Annotated in this window: 15 protein-coding genes and 1 pseudogene; 10 read left to right on the top strand and 6 right to left on the bottom strand. The window is 67.0% G+C overall.

What is annotated here, in order from left to right:
- Nucleotides 1-1,215, top strand: a complete 1,215-nt coding sequence (locus FHR37_RS27575) for a LacI family DNA-binding transcriptional regulator (RefSeq protein ID WP_330831775.1) — start codon at nt 1-3, stop codon at nt 1,213-1,215.
- 1,264 nt (nt 1,216-2,479) lie between these two features.
- Here the strand turns inward: FHR37_RS27575 and FHR37_RS27570 are convergent.
- A complete protein-coding gene (locus FHR37_RS27570; protein ID WP_092890726.1) occupies nt 2,480-3,385 on the bottom strand; it encodes an ARPP-1 family domain-containing protein in 906 nt (301 codons plus the stop codon).
- Nucleotides 3,386-3,868: 483 nt separating this feature from the next.
- Between FHR37_RS27570 and FHR37_RS27565 the strand changes: the two genes are divergently transcribed.
- Nucleotides 3,869-4,963 carry an ADP-ribosylglycohydrolase family protein gene (locus FHR37_RS27565; RefSeq protein WP_175542869.1) on the top strand — a complete coding sequence of 365 codons (1,095 nt, stop codon included), beginning with the start codon at nt 3,869-3,871 and terminating at the stop codon, nt 4,961-4,963.
- Nucleotides 4,960-5,349, top strand: a complete 390-nt coding sequence (locus tag FHR37_RS27560) for a protein-tyrosine phosphatase family protein (RefSeq protein WP_175542870.1) — start codon at nt 4,960-4,962, stop codon at nt 5,347-5,349. The genes FHR37_RS27565 and FHR37_RS27560 overlap by 4 nt, the downstream gene beginning before the upstream one ends.
- A 759-nt stretch (nt 5,350-6,108) precedes the next feature.
- Here the strand turns inward: FHR37_RS27560 and FHR37_RS27555 are convergent.
- Both FHR37_RS27555 and FHR37_RS27550 read right to left on the bottom strand, forming a co-directional pair.
- Nucleotides 6,109-6,639, bottom strand: a complete 531-nt coding sequence (locus FHR37_RS27555; protein WP_139239273.1) for a hypothetical protein — start codon at nt 6,637-6,639, stop codon at nt 6,109-6,111.
- A 20-nt stretch (nt 6,640-6,659) separates the two neighbouring features.
- Nucleotides 6,660-7,566 (bottom strand): annotated as a pseudogene (locus FHR37_RS27550) (IS5 family transposase).
- Between the two features lie 782 nt (nt 7,567-8,348).
- Here FHR37_RS27550 and FHR37_RS27545 point away from each other — a divergent pair.
- Complete coding sequence (locus tag FHR37_RS27545) at nt 8,349-9,440, top strand: DUF4236 domain-containing protein (RefSeq protein ID WP_139239008.1); 1,092 nt, start codon at nt 8,349-8,351, stop codon at nt 9,438-9,440.
- 181 nt (nt 9,441-9,621) lie between these two features.
- Here the strand turns inward: FHR37_RS27545 and FHR37_RS27540 are convergent, their stop codons facing one another.
- Both FHR37_RS27540 and FHR37_RS27535 read right to left on the bottom strand, forming a co-directional pair.
- Nucleotides 9,622-10,251 carry a hypothetical protein gene (locus tag FHR37_RS27540; protein WP_092884069.1) on the bottom strand — a complete coding sequence of 210 codons (630 nt, stop codon included), beginning with the start codon at nt 10,249-10,251 and terminating at the stop codon, nt 9,622-9,624.
- A gap of 62 nt (nt 10,252-10,313) precedes the next feature.
- Nucleotides 10,314-11,069 carry a hypothetical protein gene (locus FHR37_RS27535; protein ID WP_092884068.1) on the bottom strand — a complete coding sequence of 252 codons (756 nt, stop codon included), beginning with the start codon at nt 11,067-11,069 and terminating at the stop codon, nt 10,314-10,316.
- Between the two features lie 1,146 nt (nt 11,070-12,215).
- Here FHR37_RS27535 and FHR37_RS27530 point away from each other — a divergent pair.
- From FHR37_RS27530 to FHR37_RS27520, 3 genes are all read left to right on the top strand, one after another.
- Nucleotides 12,216-12,503 (top strand): type II toxin-antitoxin system prevent-host-death family antitoxin, encoded by a 288-nt coding sequence (locus tag FHR37_RS27530; protein ID WP_092884067.1) that lies wholly within the window; start codon nt 12,216-12,218, stop codon nt 12,501-12,503.
- The gene (locus tag FHR37_RS27525) at nt 12,500-12,745 is read left to right on the top strand and encodes a type II toxin-antitoxin system RelE family toxin (protein ID WP_092884066.1); all 246 of its coding nucleotides are present in this window, start codon (nt 12,500-12,502) and stop codon (nt 12,743-12,745) included. The genes FHR37_RS27530 and FHR37_RS27525 overlap by 4 nt, the downstream gene beginning before the upstream one ends.
- A gap of 206 nt (nt 12,746-12,951) precedes the next feature.
- A complete protein-coding gene (locus FHR37_RS27520) occupies nt 12,952-13,395 on the top strand; it encodes a hypothetical protein (RefSeq protein ID WP_139239007.1) in 444 nt (147 codons plus the stop codon).
- A 1,377-nt stretch (nt 13,396-14,772) separates the two neighbouring features.
- On the opposite strand, the gene FHR37_RS27515 is transcribed toward FHR37_RS27520, so the two are convergent.
- Entirely contained in the window at nt 14,773-16,848 is a 2,076-nt protein-coding gene (locus FHR37_RS27515) for an outer membrane protein assembly factor BamB family protein (RefSeq protein WP_092884062.1), read from the bottom strand.
- Between the two features lie 159 nt (nt 16,849-17,007).
- Between FHR37_RS27515 and FHR37_RS27510 the strand changes: the two genes are divergently transcribed.
- From FHR37_RS27510 to FHR37_RS27500, 3 genes are all read left to right on the top strand, one after another.
- On the top strand, nt 17,008-17,157 hold the full coding sequence (locus FHR37_RS27510; RefSeq protein WP_175542559.1) for a hypothetical protein: 150 nt from the start codon (nt 17,008-17,010) through the stop codon (nt 17,155-17,157).
- A gap of 141 nt (nt 17,158-17,298) precedes the next feature.
- A complete protein-coding gene (locus tag FHR37_RS27505) occupies nt 17,299-17,985 on the top strand; it encodes a hypothetical protein (RefSeq protein ID WP_139239006.1) in 687 nt (228 codons plus the stop codon).
- Nucleotides 17,986-18,004: 19 nt separating this feature from the next.
- Entirely contained in the window at nt 18,005-20,014 is a 2,010-nt protein-coding gene (locus FHR37_RS27500; RefSeq protein ID WP_092884060.1) for an NHL repeat-containing protein, read from the top strand.
- The last annotated feature ends 206 nt before the right edge of the window (nt 20,015-20,220 follow it).

The following is a 20,220-nucleotide window of genomic DNA, read 5'->3' as shown; positions in this document are numbered from 1 at the left end:
GTGACGGAGGTCCCCGTGTCCGAGCGTTCCCCGTCCTTTCTGCAGCAGCGACAGGAACTGTTGCTGCAGTTGCTCAGGACCGAGGGCTCCATCGTGGTCAGCGAGGCGGCTGCCCGCCTCAAGGTCTCCGAGCCCACGATCCGACGTGACGTCAACGCGCTGGCCAAGCGTGGGCTGGTGGCTCGGGTGCACGGAGGGGCGACTCTGCTGGGCACCCGCTCGCCATTCGGCCGGGACGCCAGCGAGCCACGACGTCAAGGCGCCTCCCGCGGTGGTTCCGGCGCACGCTTCACCTTTGGCATGGTGGTGCCTTCGTTCAGCTACTACTGGCCCTCGATCATCGCCGGAGCCCGGGCCGCAGCGTCGGACACGAGGGCTGAACTCATCCTGCGCGGTTCCTCAGGTTCCCCCGCTGACGATCGGAAGCAGATCAGGATCCTCGCCGAGACGCCGGGCGTCCATGGGCTCATCGTGGCGCCGGTGATGGATGTCGCTCAGTCCGTCGACCTGCTGAACTGGGTGCAAGAGCTCCCCATGCCGGTGGTCATGGCCGAGCGCAGGGCGCCCGGCACGATGCCTCCCGGCAGGTTGGAGTGGGCGGTCTCCGACCACGCCGCCGGTGCCGCGATGGCCGTCCAGCATCTGTACGCCCAAGGGCACCGGCGCGTCGGTCTGTTCGCTTCGGCGGGAAGCCCGACCACCAAGCACGTGCAACGCGGGTGGCGCGACCAACTGAGAGCCTGCGGCCTCGACCCCGACCAGCAGGTGACGGGCCCGGCGAACGCCTTCACCGAAGACGGTCGCGACGCGCTGCTCGACGATGTGCTGGCACAGTGCAGTGCATCCTCGACGCGGGCGCTCCTGGTGCACCCCGACCCCCCGGCTCTCGCGCTGGTCCAGCACTGCCTCGACGTGGGTGTGCGTGTGCCTGACGAGTTGGCGGTGGTCGCCTACGATGACGAGGTCGCCCACCTCGGCCAGCCAGCAGTCACCGCGGTACGGCCGCCGAAGCAGCACGTCGGCCGCCTGGCAGTCGAACTCCTCGTCGCCCGCCTGAACGAGGGACCTCGACGACCCGCACATCGCGTGATGATCAGCCCCGAGCTCGTCGTCCGCAATTCCAGCAGTGTTGGTGTGGCGGCCGGGAATCGACCGCCAGCTGAGCGTGCCGCGGGCTTCGTGCTGTCCCAGGCGAGGGTGCAGCCGCCGCAGTAGGTGCCGAACGTGGTCACGATCGCGCTCGAAGGGAGCTCGTGGAGTACGTGCTTCCGTGGAGGACGATGGTGCGACGGAGGCCTTTAAAGCAAGGTTCGGTAATCAACGCAGGACCGGTCGGGGCTCACACGCCGGGTTACGGTCATCCGGCCCACCAGGGGACGTGAACCCGCCGCAGAATCCGCACAATACGCAGAACCCTGGCAGAGCGGACGTCTGCGCAGGTCAGCGGGCCTCAGGCCCTTCGATCGACCGAGCCGCAGAACGTCGCGCTAATCGCCGCACAATTGGATGGCCGCGCGGGCTTCCGTATCGACGCGAGGCTGAACAGCGCGCACACGGCGATTGCGCGGAACTTCTGCGCCAGAGCTGCGACTGCACGGGCTTGAGCCCGCTCAGGCCTCTGACCTGGGCAGACACGTCGCCCTGCCGGGTCTGCGCGTTCTGCGGATTCTGCGGCGAGGACACAGCCCGCGCTACTCCGGAAGCCCGGGAAAGATGCTCGGGCACCTCGACCGACAAAGCGTTCTCCGACAATGCGGGGAACGGCCAGTTCGGCTCCGGGCGCCACCGGGTGAAGTCCGGTCACACCTCGAGGTCCAGGTGCAGCTCCGAGGTGTCCACCCCCACCGCTGCACGCCGGTAGGGAATCTGGAAGTTGACGTACCAGCACAGCAGACGCTATGCCCCCATCAGTCGCACCGCGAAGTACCGATCCGGGTAGAGCAAGCCAAGCGCCGTCGTACCCTGCCATGTCCACGGCGCAACCTCATACCGTCGGCTCGCCAGGGCGGGCAGGAACGCTGCCCGGGCGGCTGGATCCCTTTCTCTCAAGGCTTTGATCCACGTCGCCGCGCCGATCCCCTTCGTTCCAGGCCACACGGCAACAGCGAGCTAGTGCCTGTCGTCGGCGTCGACGCGGTGTGGCCATGCCGAGAACGGACAGCCGAGGATGACGTCGCGTACGACGATGGACGGCTCTGGCGCGAAGCGTTCCATGCGGCACACTGTCCCTGTTCAGATCAGACCTGGCGCATCGCACGGTAGCGATCAAGCTGGCTTCGCCGGGCCACAGTGAGATCAACCGAGCCACCGAAACGAGCAGCCGCCGGACCACGTTTCCGCAGGTCAGGACAGCTAAGGACCAGGTCAGGGCGGAGGGGGCATGGTGACCGCGGGAGTCCCCACTGGATACGGCCCGCGATCAGCAGGCGAACCGCGACGATTTTCGGCCGGTGACTGATCGGGCAGTGACCGGGCATTGTCAGGCGGCGAGGATGAATTGGTGCGCGGCATTGAGCACTCCGAGGTGCAGTAGTCGGCTTTCGACGGCGATTCCCCGTGCTGAGATCAGCTTGGCGTCTTCACCCTCTATGGCAACGACTGCTTTGCCGGGCATGTTGGCCGTGCGGAGCGGTGTGGCGACAAGCCGTTTGACGAACTCCCGGGCGCGGCGTCCTGGTGTGGGCTGGGATGGCGCAAGGCGGGCGTCCAGCGCGGCCGCAGACAGCAGCATGTCCCACTGTTCGGTCAGGGTCTGTGGGTCGTCAAAGACCTCGAGAAGAACCGGGTGGCCGGCGGCGCCGATGAGGACCCCCCGCTGCCCGTACAGGGGTCGGGTCTCGTTGAGGGCGGCAGCGGACTCTGCCGCGAGTCTGCTCTGCAACTCCACCAACGACGACGTTGCGGTGGCGCCCAGTTCACGTTCGTACCGGCTCACCCGCTGCCAGACATCACCCTGGTCGACGTTCGCCCTGTGGAGGCCGGAGCTCTCCGCGCCCAGCCCGCGCAGCGCTCCCCGCACCGCGAGCGGTGCTCGATGCCGCGCCAGCCGCTGATCACGGCCGCCCGCCCAGCGGTTCTGCTCGACGCAGGCCACCTCCACGACCTGCTGTGCCTGTGCGTCGACCAGTACGCTACGAGTCAGCACGCGGTGCTGCCATCCCCCGTCGAGTAGCCCGCCGTCCAGCAGGAGTACCGGAGTACTGCCCGCATTGGTGACCCGCAACTGTCCCACGACCGGTACGTCCAGCTCGTCAACCCGGGCGTGTGCGGGCAGCGAGGTTCGATATGCCAATGGTGTGACCGGGGCGTCAGTCCACACCGGAAACACGGTTAGGGGCCCGGCCTGGGTCGGGGCGCCCAGGTGCAGGGCAGGCAACAGGTTCATCGGCGACCTCCGGTCTGGAGAACAAGTGGCGGGGCGGATCTCGGGCTGTCGAGGCGGTCGCCGAGCACGGAGCCGCTGCGGTCGAGTACCACATCCACGGTAGGCACTTGTCGACTTGCACCAGAGGCTAGCGCTGCAGGTCCGGGCAGTCCGACGAGTTCGGGCCGCCAGTTTTCGGTCTCGAGCGCGACACGTCGACATCCAGATATGCGGAGATGTGCATGCTGACTCCTTCAGGCGGCAAGGCCGTGGTACGGGAGCACGGCCTAACTCGCGAACACTTGTAGTCATCAGCCGGTGACATTCAGATCGTCGCTGTCGAGGCCCGGCGCATTGCAGAGCGAATGACGGCGTCTACCAGATCAGCGTGACGGCAGCGCGATGCTGGATCCAGTGCGCGGCCATCTGGCCGAAGTGCTAATGCTCCAGCCCTCTGTCGCAGTATGGTCGGTCGTCGAGCTGACGTAGATCGGTGAGGGGCTGATGACCGTGACTGTGCCGCTGACCGCGGTCCAGACCGATCGGGCTGCAGGTGTTCTTCTCGGGGCAGCGTGTGGGGACGCGCTGGGCGTGCCGTACGAGTTCAAGCCACCGCTTGCGGTCAGCGAGCAGCCGGCGATGCGCGGTGGCGGCCTCGGCCCGTACGCGCCGGGGGAGTACAGCGACGACACCCAAATGGCGATGTGTATCGCCGAGGTATCAGCCACGGGGGCGGATCTGCGCAGCAGCGACTCCCTCGACAGCATCGCCCGCAACTTCCTTCGGTGGCGACGGGAGGGCGCCAGCGACATCGGGGCTCAGACCGGGCAGGTCCTCGGCGCCGTGTCCCAGGTGAGCGGCACGGGCGTCGCCGTGGCGATGCGCGACGCAGCTGCAGGGTTGCATCGGCGTACCGGCCGCAGCGCGGGTAACGGATCGTTGATGCGCACCGCACCGGTCGCGCTGGCCTATCTCGGCGAGCCGGAGGCGCTCGCGGTAGCCGCCCGCGCGGTCAGCGAGCTGACCCATCACGATCACTTGGCTGCCGAGGCGTGTGTGTTGTGGTGCGCGGCAATCCGCCGGGCGGTTCTCGACGGGACCTTCGACGGGGTCCGGGAGGGCTTGGCCCTACTGCCTGCGGGGCGCCGTGACCAGTGGTCGACCTGGCTTACCGAGGCGGAGAACAAGCCGCCGGAGCACTTCCGTCCCAACGGGTTCGTGGTCCCCGCCTTGCAGGCCGCCTGGTCTGCGATCACCCACACCGACGTCCCGGACCACGATCCGGGTCAGGGCAGTTTCTCCTGTCAGCATCTGGAACGCGCTTTGGCGGCGGCGGTGCGCGTCGGCGACGACACCGACACGGTGGCGGCGATCGCCGGAGCTCTGCTGGGCGCCCGGTGGGGTTGCTCCGCAGTGCCCCTGGCCTGGCAGCGGATCATCCATGGCTGGCCGATGGTTCGCGCGGCGGACCTGATTCGCCTGGCAGTGTTGACGGCCCAAGGTGGCCGGACCGATGTCAGCGGTTGGCCGGGCTGCGCCCGCGCGACGCTACCTGCGGTTGCGCCATTGATGCTGGCGCATCCGCACGCTCCGGGGTGATCCTCGGCAACCTGCACACCGACCCCTCGGCGGTGGGCGCCAGCGCGGTGGTGTCCCTGTGCCGTGTCGGCTGTGACGACTTCGCCACCGTGGCAGCCGGCGACCGGGTGTCGGTGTGGCTGGTCGACCAACCCGGTGCCAACACCCAGCCGCACTTCGTCGTTGATCAGGCCGCCAGGATGGTGTTGGAGTTGCGCCGGGAGGGCCGAGTGGTGCTGCTGCACTGCGTCGCCGGTCAGAGCCGCACTCCAGCGGTCGCGGCCCGCTATACGACCCTGACCACCGGCGGACCGGCGCGTACAGCGTTGGCCGATCTCCGTGAGCTGCTCGACACGCACGGCTGGACGCTCAACCAGGAACTACGGCAGGTGGTCGAAGAGCTGTAACCCGTCATGCCGCGGCGCACGCCCCCGGATCCTCAACTTTCGAAGAGCTTTCCAGTCAGGTGCATGCTGGTGCATTCCAAACAGTCCGCGAGTTCGGGAGCGAACTGCACCCGACAGCCCCCTGTGTCCGGACCGGCCGGGTGAGCCTTCCGCGCCCCACCCGCGTGCTGGTGCGCACGAACCACAGCCGGGTCCACCGCAACCGGGGGCTCCCGCCCAGAGGGTTGCCCGGGGCCGGCCCACCGCGGCGCAGGCCGCGGCCACGCCCACCAGCGGCTGGAGTTCGCTGACCGGCTCACCCGACCCAAAGCGAACAACGAACCATTGGCGATCGCCTACCGGCTAGTGCACTGGAACCGAAGGTGGGAACCACTCAACCACGAAGTGTCCCTGACCGAGTTCTGCGGGTGGATGCTCACGGGCTCGGTAATCGCGCACCGGCGCCGGGACGGCTGGACGGTCTGGACCACGCCCCGCCACATCGAGTCTGAGCGCCAGGCAGCCGACCACTCGGCCGCGGCCCAGGACTACTGGCGCCAGGTGGAGCAGGAGCGCCTCCGGCAGCTGGCGAAGGTGACTCGCGAACTACGCGAGGCCCGTGAAGCCCGACGACGTACAGCGCAGAAAAGTCCCACCCCGATTCAGCCCACCCCTACGCCCGTACAAGCCCAGGGGCCGATCACTTGCTCGGTCTGCGGCAGGCGTCTAGCACCCGAACTCGCAAGCTCCGGCAGGCACAGCGCAGATTTACCCTTGGCGCTAGCCCAGCGCACAGCAAAGCGTCAGATGACCCGAAGTGGACCCAAGGCTGTACTCACCGAGGAGTGGCACGAGCAGGCCGCGAACAAGCGGAGCTTCGCCGCGCAGCTGCGGCACCGCGCGGCCCATGACGGCACCGATCAGGCCAGTGAAGCCGACGAGGCGTACCGCTGCCGCCACCTCGCCGCAGCCGAAAGGGTCCGGGCAATGGCCAACCGGACCTTTGCAGCCCTCCTCCGCCAACTGGCCGCCGACACCCGCCGCGGACTCATCGACCAGGCAGGCACCCTCGGCCCGGACGAGCATGAAAGGGCCGCTGCGGAACGAGACGCCGCGGCCGACTACCGAGACTGGATCGCCGCCCAACGCGAGGCCGACGGCGACCGACGAGACCAGATAGCCGACGAGCGGGACCGGATCGCCGACGAACGCGAGGACCAGGCCCAAGACCGCCGGCGCCTCTTCGACGAACGCGAACGCCTCCTCGACCAGCGTGAACGCCTGCTGGACCAGTGCGAACAGCGGCTTCACCAACACCAGCAGAAGCCCGACTAGGGCGTGTCTCCCAGTTCGCGTAGCCAGGTGATGATCGCGCCGAGTACGACGCCGCCGCGGTAGGTCAGGGCGAGCTTGTCGTACCTGGTGGCCAAGCCTCGCCACTGCTTCAGGACGTTGAAAGAACGCTCGATGACGTTGCGCCCCTTGTACGCCTCGGCGTCGAACGTCGGTGGTCGGCCACCCTTGGAGCCCTTGCGTTTGCGGTTTCCTGTCTGGTCGGACGGTTCGGCGATCACGGCGGTGATGCCACGGGAGCGCAGCAGCGCCCGGTTGCCGCGGGAGGAGTACGCCTTGTCCGCCAGGACCGCGTCGGGTCGGGTCCGCGGGCGCCCTCGACCCTGCCTGGGTACGCGAATCGCCTTGAGCAGGTTCGCGAACATCGGCGAGTCGTTGGCCTGGCCGGGCCCGAGCAGCAGCACGAGCGGGCGGCCCTTGCCGTCGCACAAGTGGTGAATCTTCGTGCTCAGGCCTCCGCGGGAGCGGCCGATGGCGTGGTCAGCCGGCTCGATCCGCAGATTCGTGTGATTCGACAGTTCCCCCTGTGCCAGTGGCGGGCCTGGTCAGGTTGGTGCCGTGCTGGTGCGCGCGGTTGATCGTCGAGTCCACGCTGACCGACCAGTCGATGTCACCGGCCGCGTCGGCGTGCGCGAGCAGCGCGGTGTGGATCCGGTCCCAAGTGCCGTCGCCGCAGAACCGGCGATGCCGCTTCCAGACCGTCTGCCACGGCCCGAACCGCTCCGGCAGGTCACGCCAGGCGATGCCGGTCCGGAACCGGTACACGACACCCTCGACGATCCTGCGGTGGTCCCGAAACCTGTTGCCCCGCTTGCCGTCCGAGGACGGCATCAAGGGCTCGATCAGCTCCCACTGGGCATCGGACAGCACGGCTGAACGCGACATCGGTCAACCATCGCAGCCCGGAAGGCCGACATTCGGGAGACACGCCCTAGCACAGCGACGATGCTGACGGCGAGCCAACGACGGTCGATCATCAGCGGCCGGCGAACTGGCCGCTGAGTACGGGACAGGCCGCGGGCCACCGCGCTCCCGGCGTGAAGGTGACCGCCCCGGCCCCCCTCATGGCCATCGACACGGGCCCTAACCCTCCCCTTGCCGGAGCCATCCGAGGACCAACCGGGGCGATCACCGACGAAGCTAGTGGAGTTCTGAGTTAGCCGCTGACCAGGCGCAGAGCCGTTGCCGAGCAGCGCGTACCGCGGGCAACAACCGCCGAAAATCCATACGGAAGGGCAGGAGCGGTGGACGGGCCCTGCGTCCATGACCTCGAGGGTCGTCTTGACTCCGACCCGCTGATTCACCCGGGGGGACGGCTGGCATACGGCGACGGGGAAAACACCGCAGCTCAGATCTGTGAACCAACGGGTCGGACAGGCAGATTCTAGCGACCACAGACACTCGGAAGTGATCTTCACGCGAAATCTGCCTGTACGAGCGCCATGCTTCGACTGCCGGCTCTACCGCCAGCAGAAGGTACGGGCTGCGACAGCGGTCTGTTCGGCGGGCCGCGACGAGGCTCGACCGGGTGCGAGAACTTTGAGCCACCAGGCGGATCGGCTCTTCCGCCAGCAGTCCGACGCCAATAAGTTGGCGGATGGGGCGGATCCTGCCTCATCAACTCAAACCGCAGCCGCAAGGTACTGATCGCCATACCATGATCGGTCGTGGGATTCTCCGTCAAGCTTGCCCCAGGCGTGCGAGTACGCGCCTCCAGTCGCGGACTGCGAACGAGCGTCGGGCCGCGCGCTGCCCGAGTCCACTTTGGCTCCGGCCGGACCGGCTTTTCCACCGGCGCCGGGCCCGTCAGCTTCTACACCAGCGTTGGAGGCAACCGGCCGTCACGTCGAGCACCATCAACCGGGGCCTCATCGCGGGCTCTCGCCCAAGCCGCGAAGCTGGAGCAGGCCAAGGAACTCCTGGCGGCACTGCAGAACATCCTTCAACTCCATCACCCCGACTTCCCGGTCGCCCAGCCGCCGATCGCGCCACCGCCGCCTGAGCCTGACCGTGACGAGATCAACGCGCGGCACCGGAAGGCCGCCCTGGCCGGTATCGGGATGTTCGAACGGAAGGCTCGGGCGCACGCCAAGGCAGCCGCGGAAGCGGCCGCACGAGCTGAGATAGCGGCAGCGATCGCGAACAACCAGCGCGTCCACGCCCGGTACCAGGCAGAGCTGGACCGGATGTGGCAGCGACTCCTGAACAACGACCCAGAGATCGTGCTTGGCACGCTGGCGGAGGCGTTCGAGGACAACGACGCTGCCGCCGCCCCCGTTGGCGTAGCAGGCTCCGAGGCTTCCATCGTCGTGCTCGTGCCCACACCCGCCGCTGTTCCCGAGCGCCGGCCAGCCACGACCTCCGCAGGAAACCTGACCCTGAAGAAGCTCACCAAGCGCGAAGTCGCCGACTTCTACAAACTCATGGTCTGCGGATACGTACTGGCCACCGTCAAGGAGGCATTCGCGGTCGCACCAGGCTTGACCCACACGAGCATCGTGGCCCTACGCAACGAGGGCCTAGACGCCTACGGCCGGCCCCGCGTCCAAGCGATCCTGGCAGCCCGCTTCGCCCGCCAAGCCCTCCACGATGTGCGGTGGACCGCAGCCGACGCCACCCAGATAGTTGGCGACGCCAGCGAACTGCTCACCGTCAAGCAAGCCGGCCCAAGCAAGGAGTTCGTACCACTCGACCTCGACTCCGAGCCGGACATCGCGAAGGTCGTACAGGCCGTCGACGTCAGCGACCTCCTCAGTTGAAATCGGAAGAAGGCCTCTATCCGACGCAGCGACCTCTCGCTGACCGTTAAGACGTCTGAAGGAACGAGGCCGTGTTCGACCACGTCGGGACCTGGCGATCGCCCGGACCCCCTCGTTGACCCCCGCCACAGGCGGTCGCTTCCTGCCCTCGGCGGACATCAATCCTTGGCGTCTCTGTCCCTTAAGAAATCGTGTCAGTCGGCTGCGGCAAAGTTGGGCGTCGTTCCATCGGCTGGACGTCGTGCAGCATGATCTTCAACCGGGGATGGTGGGGCACGTGGTCGAAGTGCCGGTTGAGCGATTCGATGCGGTACTTCTTCGTGGGGTGGTTGTCGAGGATGCACAGGTAGGCCAAGGGAACCGAGGCCTCGGGCTTTCTCGCGAGTTCGTCCAAGAGCATCGACAGCTTGTAGGCGTCGCGGGCAACCTCTGTATGGTCTTGGCCGTCGCCTTGGGTTGCCGTGACCTTCAACTCGCTGATGACGGCCATGCCATGGAGTCGCTGCAGGCCGGTACCGTCGGGGGAGCGGTCGATGCGGCTCGCATAGTGCGGAAGATGTATACCCGGTCGTTTCATGATGACCGCGTCCAAGCGCACGTGATTGCCGGCGACGAGGGACTTCCATGCGCTGTCGGCAAACGACTGCTTCTTCACCATGGGTTCGCGCGCCACGCGGTCGATGCCGAACTGTGAGATGAGGTAGTGGGCGAACCACGCCTGATAGGTCGGCTCCGGAGCTATGAACTGTCCGCAGGTACGCGAGAACACTTCCCACGCGGCCAGAAACTTGCCCGCCACATCCTCAGCCATGTCGCCCCCTTCAGCCTGCTCACTGATCTCGCGGCACCGACCCAGCAGCCACCAGCGGGACCCTAGGAGTGCCTTTCTATAGCCTGAGTGACGGATGCGGCCAGTCGGCGTACGCTCGCCACGACCGATGGGTCATCGGCGGCGAACCTCCGCTCCTGATCTGCAACGACCCGACCGACGTCGTGCCAGGTCGTCCACGCGAACACATCGGAGATCTGGTCCACGAGCATCGCCGGGTCGAGGTCGCTGCCGTCCATGCGGTCTACCACCGATTCGAGATGGAGCGCCACCGCCTCCTCGATACCCATCCGTCCATGGCCCCTCACCGTCACTGGGGGCGCAGAACCCAGGATCAGCAGCAGGAGCGGCGTCCTGTCTCCTGCTTCGCGTACGGCGGTGACGTACTCCCGGGCGAGTTGCTCGGGCTGGAAGGAACTGGTTCGGATTCGCTTCGCCTCGATGAGCACGAAGCAGTTCGGCGACACCATGATTCCGTCGGGTTGAACCACCATCTGCGTCTGGTAGGTCGGAGCAGCCGGTCTGAGTTTGAACTCATCAGGAAGAAGAGTGACAACCGCCTCTTCCACTTCACCTACGAATTTCATCCGCGCCCGGTCAGCACCATGCCCTGCGCTCACCACAGCGCCAAGGAATGCCTGGCGGGGTAGAAAGTCCAGACCAGCAAGCGCCTCAGCTGTGAGGACGTTCTCGTATCCGCGGCCGCCGTCGCGGTAGGCACGAATGGACGCTCCGGCCCACGACAACTCCTCGAGCAACCTCCCAAGGACGGATCGATTAACCGCCGCCTGATCGTTCATCCGCCCCTCCCGGAGCCAGACGTCACATGTAGTCGCAGCAGCGAAGACTACGCCTGTTCAGCAGCAGTGGCAGCTCGCAGCGGCCGGCTCCAACCAACGATGTCCGGCAGGAGCGCTGGCGAGCTCGACGAGTGTGGATGTGGGTTCCCTGCGTTACTTGATTCGCCCTGGCCCCGAGACGGCGTACGACTGACGATGCCTCCACCGAAGGCCCGAACAAACGCGGACCGCAACCGGCCGCGGTGACTTGGGCGACTGGGCAGTGAGGTTGCGAGAGCGCCAACGAACTGCCCGAGCGCGTGACCACCGCCGCCCATATCCAACCCTCGTGTTGGTCATGGATAGGCCGCGACAGCCAAGAGCCATTACGGCAACTGGCCATTTCAGTCCTATTCAGGCACCTCGATCGGGCGGTAACGATCCACGGTAAGCTCCAGTGGTGGGGACCGGACGGTCGGGCAGTCCCGAAGGACTTCGATCCGATCGAGACCTCGGTGCGGGAGAGAATCACCAGGCTGGCACAGTTCGACGATCTTGGCCTTGAATTCGACGTAAACGAGCGGCACGGGCGCAGCGTCCTTGTTCCCCATGCTGGCCTCACGGACCCGGCGCCGGGCCGACGACGCCGGCCCTACCTCCTCAGCCTCGATGGAGAGCTACCGGCATTCCGGCCGAGCGGAATCCGTGCAACCACCCGTTCAAAGCCACAAGTCACTGCACAGGGCTGGACCCGTAGACGATCATGGCCTAGTCCGAGGCGGGGTAAGAACCCGCCCTGACCTGCGTAAACAGGTGAGCGGAGGGCATGGGATTCGAACCCATGAAGACAGGTGGGTCCTGCCTTAGCGGTTTTCAAGCAATCTCCAACAGCCCATGCGACCAGCACGTTCACCACCCCGACCACCACTTCGCCGCGTATCCGCCGCGCCAAGGTCCCAGCAGCCAGAGCCCGCCGGACACCACCGGACTGGCGCCCGACCCACGCCTTGCGACCCAGCCAGACCGCTACTGTCGCGCCGATGCCGTGCATACCGCTCCGGCACCGGCCCTCGCCGACACCGACGTCCGGGCTGCGGTGCCAGCCATCGGCACTGACACGCCGCCGTCAGGACCGGCATCAAGTGTCAGGTAGTGCACACTTGTGCCATGAGCCAAGGTCTTCCCGAGCCGACGCCCGATGCCTCCGCCGAGGTCGTCACCATCACCGACGCACGGACCCGCTTCGGCAACCTCGTACGACGCGCCGCGCACACCCGCCAACGCGTCATCATCACCGACCACGGTCAAGCCGCGGCCGCGATCATCAGCGCCGCCGAACTGGAAGACCTCGAAGACCGGCTCGCCATCGCCCAGTACGAACTCGAGAAAGCCAACGGCACCCTGCGGACCATCCCGCACGAGCAGGCCAAGCGCAGGCTCGGGTTCACTGAGTGACCTACACCCTCGACTGGCGCGAGAACGCCCTCAACAGCCTGGCCGGATACCTTGACGACGACCGAGCCGGCGTGCGTGAAGTCTTCACCGTGCTCGACGAGCTCACCGCCAACCCCTACCCGCCATACGCCACCAAGATCGGGTCGGCACTTCGATTGCGGATCGGCCGCTATCGCATCGTCTACGAGATCGAGGACCACACCGTCACCGTGCTCGTAATCCACGTCGGCCGCACCAACTGACTCCCAACAGACATCACCCCGGCGGGCGGTGAACTAGCAGCGAACAAGACGACGCATTGGACGGGACACCAGCGATCACCTCCGGCTCGGGCTGGAGATCACGATCGCGGCACAGTTTCGTTGGCATCGGTCTGCCACCACTACCCTCACCGCATGCGCTGGCGTCTGGGCTTGTCCGCGGTCGCGATGGCGGTCCTCATGGCGGGTTGTTCGGTGATCGCCAACGGGCTGGCGGGGTCAGCGTCGACCCGCAGGGTCACCTGCTCGTCGTGCTTGCCTGGTGCGGCCCAACGCCGCCCGACGGTGCGACGATCTACCACGACGGCGGAACGGACGGGATCGAGGAAGCCAGCTACGACGCGCCGAGACTCACCGGACGTTCCACCTCCTTCCGCGTGGACGACCCAGCCGGCGGCTGGAAACTCCAAGGCAAACCTCCCAGGCTCCAGAAGAACATCACCTACAGCGTCTACGGCTGGACCCGAGACAACGGCTACTCCGTCGCGTCCGCAGAATTCCGGCTGTCCACTGCGGCACGCATCAAGCCTGGGAAGGTGCTCCTTCAGGACGAGAACGAGCACGACATGCAGGTGACCAGGCGCCAGCTCCACCGGATGACCCACGACCGAACCTGGGTCTCCTGCGGCTAACAAACACCGCCCGTCACCCTCGCGGGTAGAGATCTTGGTCTGTGTCAGCCCGGCCGCTCAGTCTCTGTCAGCCCGACCCGTCCGTCTCGAGTTCGGGCTCGTCCGACCGCCGGAGGCAGTGACGTCCCCGGCCGCTGGGCGGCAGATGACGTAGCACCCAGCCGGCTGGGCCCCGATGGGTGTCTCTTGTGAAGGCGAACACGCCGAAGATCACGAACTCGCTCACCGCATAGGCAATCCAGCACGTGACGGCCAGCCAATCCGCTGCGACCGTCTCCGACAGCACGAGAGCAGCGGCGAGGCACCCAACTGGTACCCACCCGATATGCCGACGCTGAACCGCTGACAACCAGAAGGCTCTGATGGTGAGCCCAGCGACGACAGCCGCCAGCAGCAAGTCAGTCGACACCACCGAAGTGTCTCAGCAGAACACCTGTCCGAGTGCGTCCCGGCCTCGTGGGCTTTCGCTGTTTGCGCGGACGTCTTCAGCCGGTCAGACCCTGTTAGGACCCCTCGTCTGGCCGGGCGGCCTTCCTCTGAGTACCCGCCGGCGACCGCGGACAGGCGCGTCTGACTACACGTTGCACGCTGATCTCATGGCGCATACTCCAGTTGCGAAGTGGCGTCGTATCCGCAGGCGGGGGAGGCACGGAGAGGAGTAGATGGGATGGGGAGCCGAAGTCAACGGGCTCCACGCTCGGCCGTTCCAGCTCTAGTGGGGGCTGCCCTCTTCGCCGCGCTTGCCATCGTCCTCGCCTACGATAGCTACGTCCTGGCTACGCTCGGCCAGATCGCTGAAGGGGTGGTCCTCGACAGGAAGCGTGCTCCCTCCTGGGCGGGGAAAGGAAGTGACGGTCCGCGCATCACGGTGCGCTTCACTACCAAGGACGGCCACCAGGTGGAGGACCGGACCGACACCTTCGTCGACGACCCCGTCACGTTCTCCATGCTTTCCTCCACGAGGCTTGTCTCCAAGGCGAAGTCGATGAGTTCAGGCGTCGGGTCTCACCGACGTCTCCCATAGTGGAACCTGCGTTGGCTGAGGCATCGGTATATCCGGCCGTGCAGCGAGTTTCGGTCCGCAGCCGAACGCTCAGCAATGGCAAAGTGGCGCAGCGAGATGTCTGATGGTGACTGTCATTGGCCCACCACCGTCAAGCATCAGGTGACACAGGGCACAGGGCCAACACGTCATGCCTGGTTGTTGCGGCTCATGAGGGTTGGTGGCGGAGTGTGAGGGAGGGGTAGATCGCCTGGCGGCAGGATGGAAGTGCGACCAACCGTTCTGTTCACGGAAAGGGATCTACCCCTCGTTCCCACGCTAGCGCTCCGTTGACTCCTGCCGGTCGGCTGCGTCTTGTTGCTGTCGCTGTGAGCTCAGTACCACTTGACCTCGAGGAGTAGGCCGTTCTGCACGTAGAACTTGTTCGGTCCCGGTGAGATCGCGGCGAACCCGGCCACGTAGTTCGGGCCCACGTCGACCAGCGTGTCCGGGTCGATCCGCCGGGTCCGGCCGTTGGTCGCGTAGATCGCGCCGTCGCCCGGGTCGTACTCCATGTTCACCGCCCGCGGCTGGAAGCCCGTCACCGTCGACCAGGGGTAGTCGAACTCCTTCTCGGAACGGATCAGCGAGCCGTCGGTCGGCGAGATCTCGAACACGGTCCCGTACGTCATGCCGAACAGCCGGCCCTGCCCGTCGAACGTCAGCCCGTTCACGCCCTGCTCGTCCGGCAGCGGCGTCGACCTCCACAACACGCGACCAGACGCGGCGTCCATCGCGAACACCTGGCCCGGATGCTTGGAGTTGTCCGAGGGGTTGCAGCAGCCGAGCGAACCGCCGTAGATGATCCCGTCGCGGTAGGTCAGCGCCGAGATCTGGTTCGCGCCCTCGACCAGGCCGGAGTTCCAGGTCCGCCGCTCCCCGGTCGCGGGGTCGTACAGCGTCAGGGCACCGTTGTCCTGGGTGTTCTTCGGTGAGGTGCCGATCGCGACGTACGGACCCGCGCTCACGACGGTCCACGGGCGTTCCTGCCCCTTGTCCTTGAGGTCGAAGAGCTTCTTCGGGTTCGAGTCACCGAACGGCAGGGCCGGGTCGTACTCCCACAGCTCCGCGTTCGCATAGACGCCGAAGTACATCTTGCCGTTGTGGGCGCCCATGCCCTCGATCTGGTGCCTGAAGTCGTACTCGGTCCACTTCGTGGTCGCGGGGTCGTACGCCACCAGCCCGCCCTGGAAGTAGCCGCCGGCGTAGATGCGCCCGTCCGGGCCCTTCGCCAACGAGCGCGGTGGGGTCGGCGTCCCGACCAGCCCGTCGGCGCGATCGAACGTGGTCTCCTTCGTGGCCGGGTCGTACGTCCACATGTCAGCGCTGCCGGTCGCGCCGTAGATCAGCTCGTGACCGACCCGCTTGTCGACCGCCCGCGCGACCCCCTTTCCGGCACCGAGACCGCCCTTGTCGGCCTGCTCGGCTCCACCCTGGAACCCGGTCGGCGTCAGGGTGCCCTTCCGAGGATCGAACAGTGTCAACTCGCTATTGACGATCAGGTAGACCCGTCCCTGCTCGTCGGCCTGGGAGATCGTCTGCCCCATGTAGCCGGGAATCTCGTACTTCCACTTCAGGGTCTTCAGGTCCAGCACCCAGCCGACCTGAGCAGTCGTGCCGCCCGCGAACAGCACGTACAGGTAGCCGGCCTCGTCCTCCATCTGGTAGGTGTACTTGTCCGTCGGCATCCCCGGCGGCGGCGGGATCTCGACCCGATCGCCGGTCCTCGGGTCCACCTGGTAGAGCGCGGTGGTCTGCCCGAGACCGGCGTAGATCTTCCCGCCGCTCGCCTCGACCGACCGGACGAAAAGATACTTCGACCCGAAGTCGCCGTAGTCGCGGTACTTCCGCGTCGTCGGGTCCCAGGAGAACAGCCGCCCACCAGGCAGCGGAGCGGGGCCGAAGCCCTCGGTGGTCCCGAAGTAGAAGACGCCCCGCTCGTCGGTGTCGCCCTCCCAGGTGAAACTCGTCCGCGGCGACGGGCGGCCGAGGTCCTCGACCGCGTCCGCCCGCCAGGGCAGGCGGTACACGTGACCGTAGCCGTACGTGCTCACGTACACCGTGCCGCGCTTGTCGATCGACACGCCCCACGCGCCCTGCGCGCCGAGGTCGGCCGGCACCTCGCCGGAGGGATCCCCGGGAACATACAGCGGCAGCATGCGCATGACGCGCTTGGTGAGCGTGTCGAACTCGGCGAGGTATGCGGGCTTGCCGCTGAACGCCTGGTACGTGCGGACGGTGCCGTCCGGCATCCGCGCGGTCTCCCCACCCGCCGCGGTCGCGGCGTACAGGGGGATCGTGCCGCGGTTCCACCACTGCGGCGTGGTCGGTGTGACGGCGGCCGTCACCGACAGACCGGCGACGAGGGCCAGTCCTGCGATCAACAACCGGTGCCAGGGTCGGGTTCGCATACTCGTGCCCTCCACCTCGGGGTCTTGTGGTCGTGACCGTAAACACGTGTCGTGCGGCCGTCACCGGCAATGCCCATAACTGGTGCGGACCTTTTATGGACGCGGGACCGAGGGGCGCTTACTCTCTCAGTTACGGCCCCGTCCGTAACAGGAGGCGCGATGACTTCCATCCGGAACGCCTTGGCCCTCACGACCCTCACCGTGCTGCTCGTCGCGGGCTTGGTCCCGCCAGCCCAGGCGGCCGGCGCGATGAGCTACGGCCCGCAGCGGGTCACCGGTATTCCCGCCGCCGGCGGGGTCAAGGTCTAGTTGCTCGGCACTGTCGACGTTCCCATGCAGGCAGGCCAGACCGCCTACGTCTACTCGTCCATGAAGGCGTCCGCCGCGGAGCAGGTCACGCTCGTCGACAACGAGGTGCTCTGCTCCGGAGCCGGTGCCAGCAACGTGGTGATGGGCGAGAACATCGACCCCGCCGGCAGCGCCAACACCGACCGAGTGAACATCACCATCGTCACCCGATTCCTCGTCTCGGCCACCTCGACCGGATCGATGGTCTGCAGGGTCTACTACCGCGGTCACTCGCTGTCGGAGCTGACCTCGGCGATCACGGTCGAAGGTGAGCTCAGGTTCGCCGATCCCTCCGTCGGCGAGGACGTCAACAGCCTCGCCATGCAGACCTCGTTGCCGAACGGGAACACTCCTGTGTCCTCGATCGCCCGTATCCCGGTTCTGGATCGCACGCTCACGGCGAGCCAGACGAAGGTGGACGTGATCGCCGACGTCGAGTTCATGGCGTGCTACCCCTTTGACGCGGCTACCTGCGGGCACTCCTCGGACCGGTCCAACGCCAAGTTCACGCTCTTCGTCAACCAGATGAACGGCGACACCGTCTGCAAGTCGGCAACGGCAGCGCAAAGCGTCGTGTCGGTACTGAAACAGACGCACCACAAGGCCGTTCCGATGTACACCTCGCTCGATCTCGCACCCGGCTGCCGGCGCCTGTACGCGTACGTCAAGGCCGAGTACGTGTCGGGGGCGGTCGGCTCGATCCAGGGTGAGACAAGCCCGTTGCCAGACGCCGACGGTAGCGGCACGCATACCTCGGTCATGACGCACATGTTCGCTGTCCCTCGTTGACCCCGGGAGAGGATTCCCCGTGCGGCAAGGCAAAACTCTGCTCGTTCTGGTCGCGCTCGTCGCGGCCGTGCTCACGTCCACCGGCGCGGTGGCCGCGCCACCCGCTCCGGTTGGCCCGCGGTCGCTGGGGATCCCATTGCGGGACGTGCTCATGATCGGCGGCACCGTGGGTTCGCTGCCGGACGGACGCCGGGTGATCTGGTCCGCCGTGTCCGGCACGCCCGCGTACCTCAACGCCGTCGACACGACGACGGGCGCTCCACTGCTGTCCGTTCCGCTGACGGGAGCGAGCGGCGCCTACGGCGTCGAGCAGGCACCCGACGGCTCGGTGTACGTGGGTACGTACGGCACCGGACGGCTGTACCGGCTCGCGCCCGGCGCGACGCAGGCCGAGGACCTCGGCGTGCCGATCGGCGGCGAGGCATACGTGTGGAACATCGTCGTCGCCCCCGACGGCACGGTGTACGGAGGCACCTCGCCGGGCGGCAAGGTGTTCAGCTGGAGTCCCACCACGAAGACGTTCCGCGACTTCGGCACGATGGTGCCGGGTCAGACGTACGTGAAGAGCATCGCCTACTCCCACGGCAAGGTCTACGCCGGCGCGCTCGCGTCGTGGATCGTCACAGAGCTCGACCCGGCGACCGGCGCGAAGCGTCAACTGCCAATGCCGCCCGGCATCGGCGACCCGACGAGCAAGGTCGTCAACGACCTCCGCGCATACGGCGACTTCCTCTACGCACGCGAGCAGACGGGCCCCGGCCCACTGCGCGTCTACGACGTCACGACCGGGTCCTGGACCGACACTGTCGAGAGCGCCGCCGGCCTGGACGTCACGCCGCCCGGCTCCGACGGCCGCGTCTGGTTCTTCCGCCAGTTCGAGGTCGGGTCGTCGGAGCTCATCGCGTACGACCCGACCACCCACGCGCAGCAGCGCACCGGGTTGAAGGCGTACGGGCGCGTCGTCAACACCCGCGGCATCGGCTGGGACGGCGACGCGGTCGTCGGCCTGTTCTGGCGCGGTCTGATGTTCCGCCACGACACCTCGACCGGACAGTCGTCGACACTGCGGACGACCGTCGCCGGGCAGCCGACTCCCGTGCTCGCGCTCGCGTCGGGCGCACCCGGAACGGTTTACGCCGGCGGGTTCCTGCAGGGCGGCGTCGCGACCGTGTCGACGGCCGACGGCAAGACAACGTACAACCGGTTCAGCCAGGTCGAGTCGCTCATGCCGACAGGCCGCGGCCTGGTCATCGGCGCGTACCCGTCCGCCCGGATCTACCGCTACGACGAGGCGAAGCCGTGGTACAGCTCGGAGTACTCCGACGAGGCGCCGCAGGGCACGGAGAACCCGGTCAAGCTGCTCGACCTCGAGTCGCACGTACAGAGCCGCCCGCAGGGACTAACCGAGGTGCCCGGCAAGATCGTGTCCGGGTCGACCCCGTCCGGCGACACATTGGGCGGATCATTGTCGGTCATCGACGCGCGGACAGGCAAAGTCGACCGGATCATCGACGACTTCGTGACCGACGAGGGCATCACCGCGATGACCGCCGGCAAGCACGGCATCGTGTACGGGGCGACGTCCGTCGCCGGTGGGCTGTCGACGACGCCACCGACCCAGGAGAGCGCGACGATCTTCGCGTACGACGTGTTCCGCAACCGCAAGCTGTGGGAGGTCAACCCGTCCGCGACGGTGAAGACGATCTCGGCCGTCGCCGTCGACTCCCGCAACCGGCTGTGGGCGGTCGTCGACGGCGACGTGCTTGAGCTCGACCCTGCGACCGGACGAACGATCCGTACGTTCGACACGTTCGCCGGCCATTCGGCGGCGGCTCAGCTCGCACTCGACGACACCCGCACGACGCTCTATGCCCTGGTGGGCGGGACAAAGGTCGTGCTCGTCGACACCAACAAGCAGACCTGGCGGCCGCTGCTCGACCAGCCGGCGTTGCGCATGGTCTACAACGCCGGCGAGCTGATCTTCGCTCGTGACGCTGAGCTGATCGCCTGGCAGGTTCCGAAGCGCTGACCGAGCACCCACCCCCCTGGCTTCTACCCTGGCCGCAGCTCACTTTTGGGCGGTGGAAAGCGAGCCGCCAGCCAAAATGAAGCGCCACGCCGCCACGCCCTCGCCGGAGCCGCACTTGGCGTATCCAGAACTCGGATTGAGTGACGACCAGGCGCCCGATCCTGGCCCGCGTATGGCCCGCAAACGCCGAGATCTGGCCGGACAGA

Source organism: Actinopolymorpha cephalotaxi, from assembly GCF_013408535.1.
In the GTDB taxonomy this organism is placed as follows: domain Bacteria; phylum Actinomycetota; class Actinomycetes; order Propionibacteriales; family Actinopolymorphaceae; genus Actinopolymorpha; species Actinopolymorpha cephalotaxi.
Note: the sequence above shows the minus strand (reverse complement) of the source record. Positions and strands in the feature narration are given on the sequence as shown.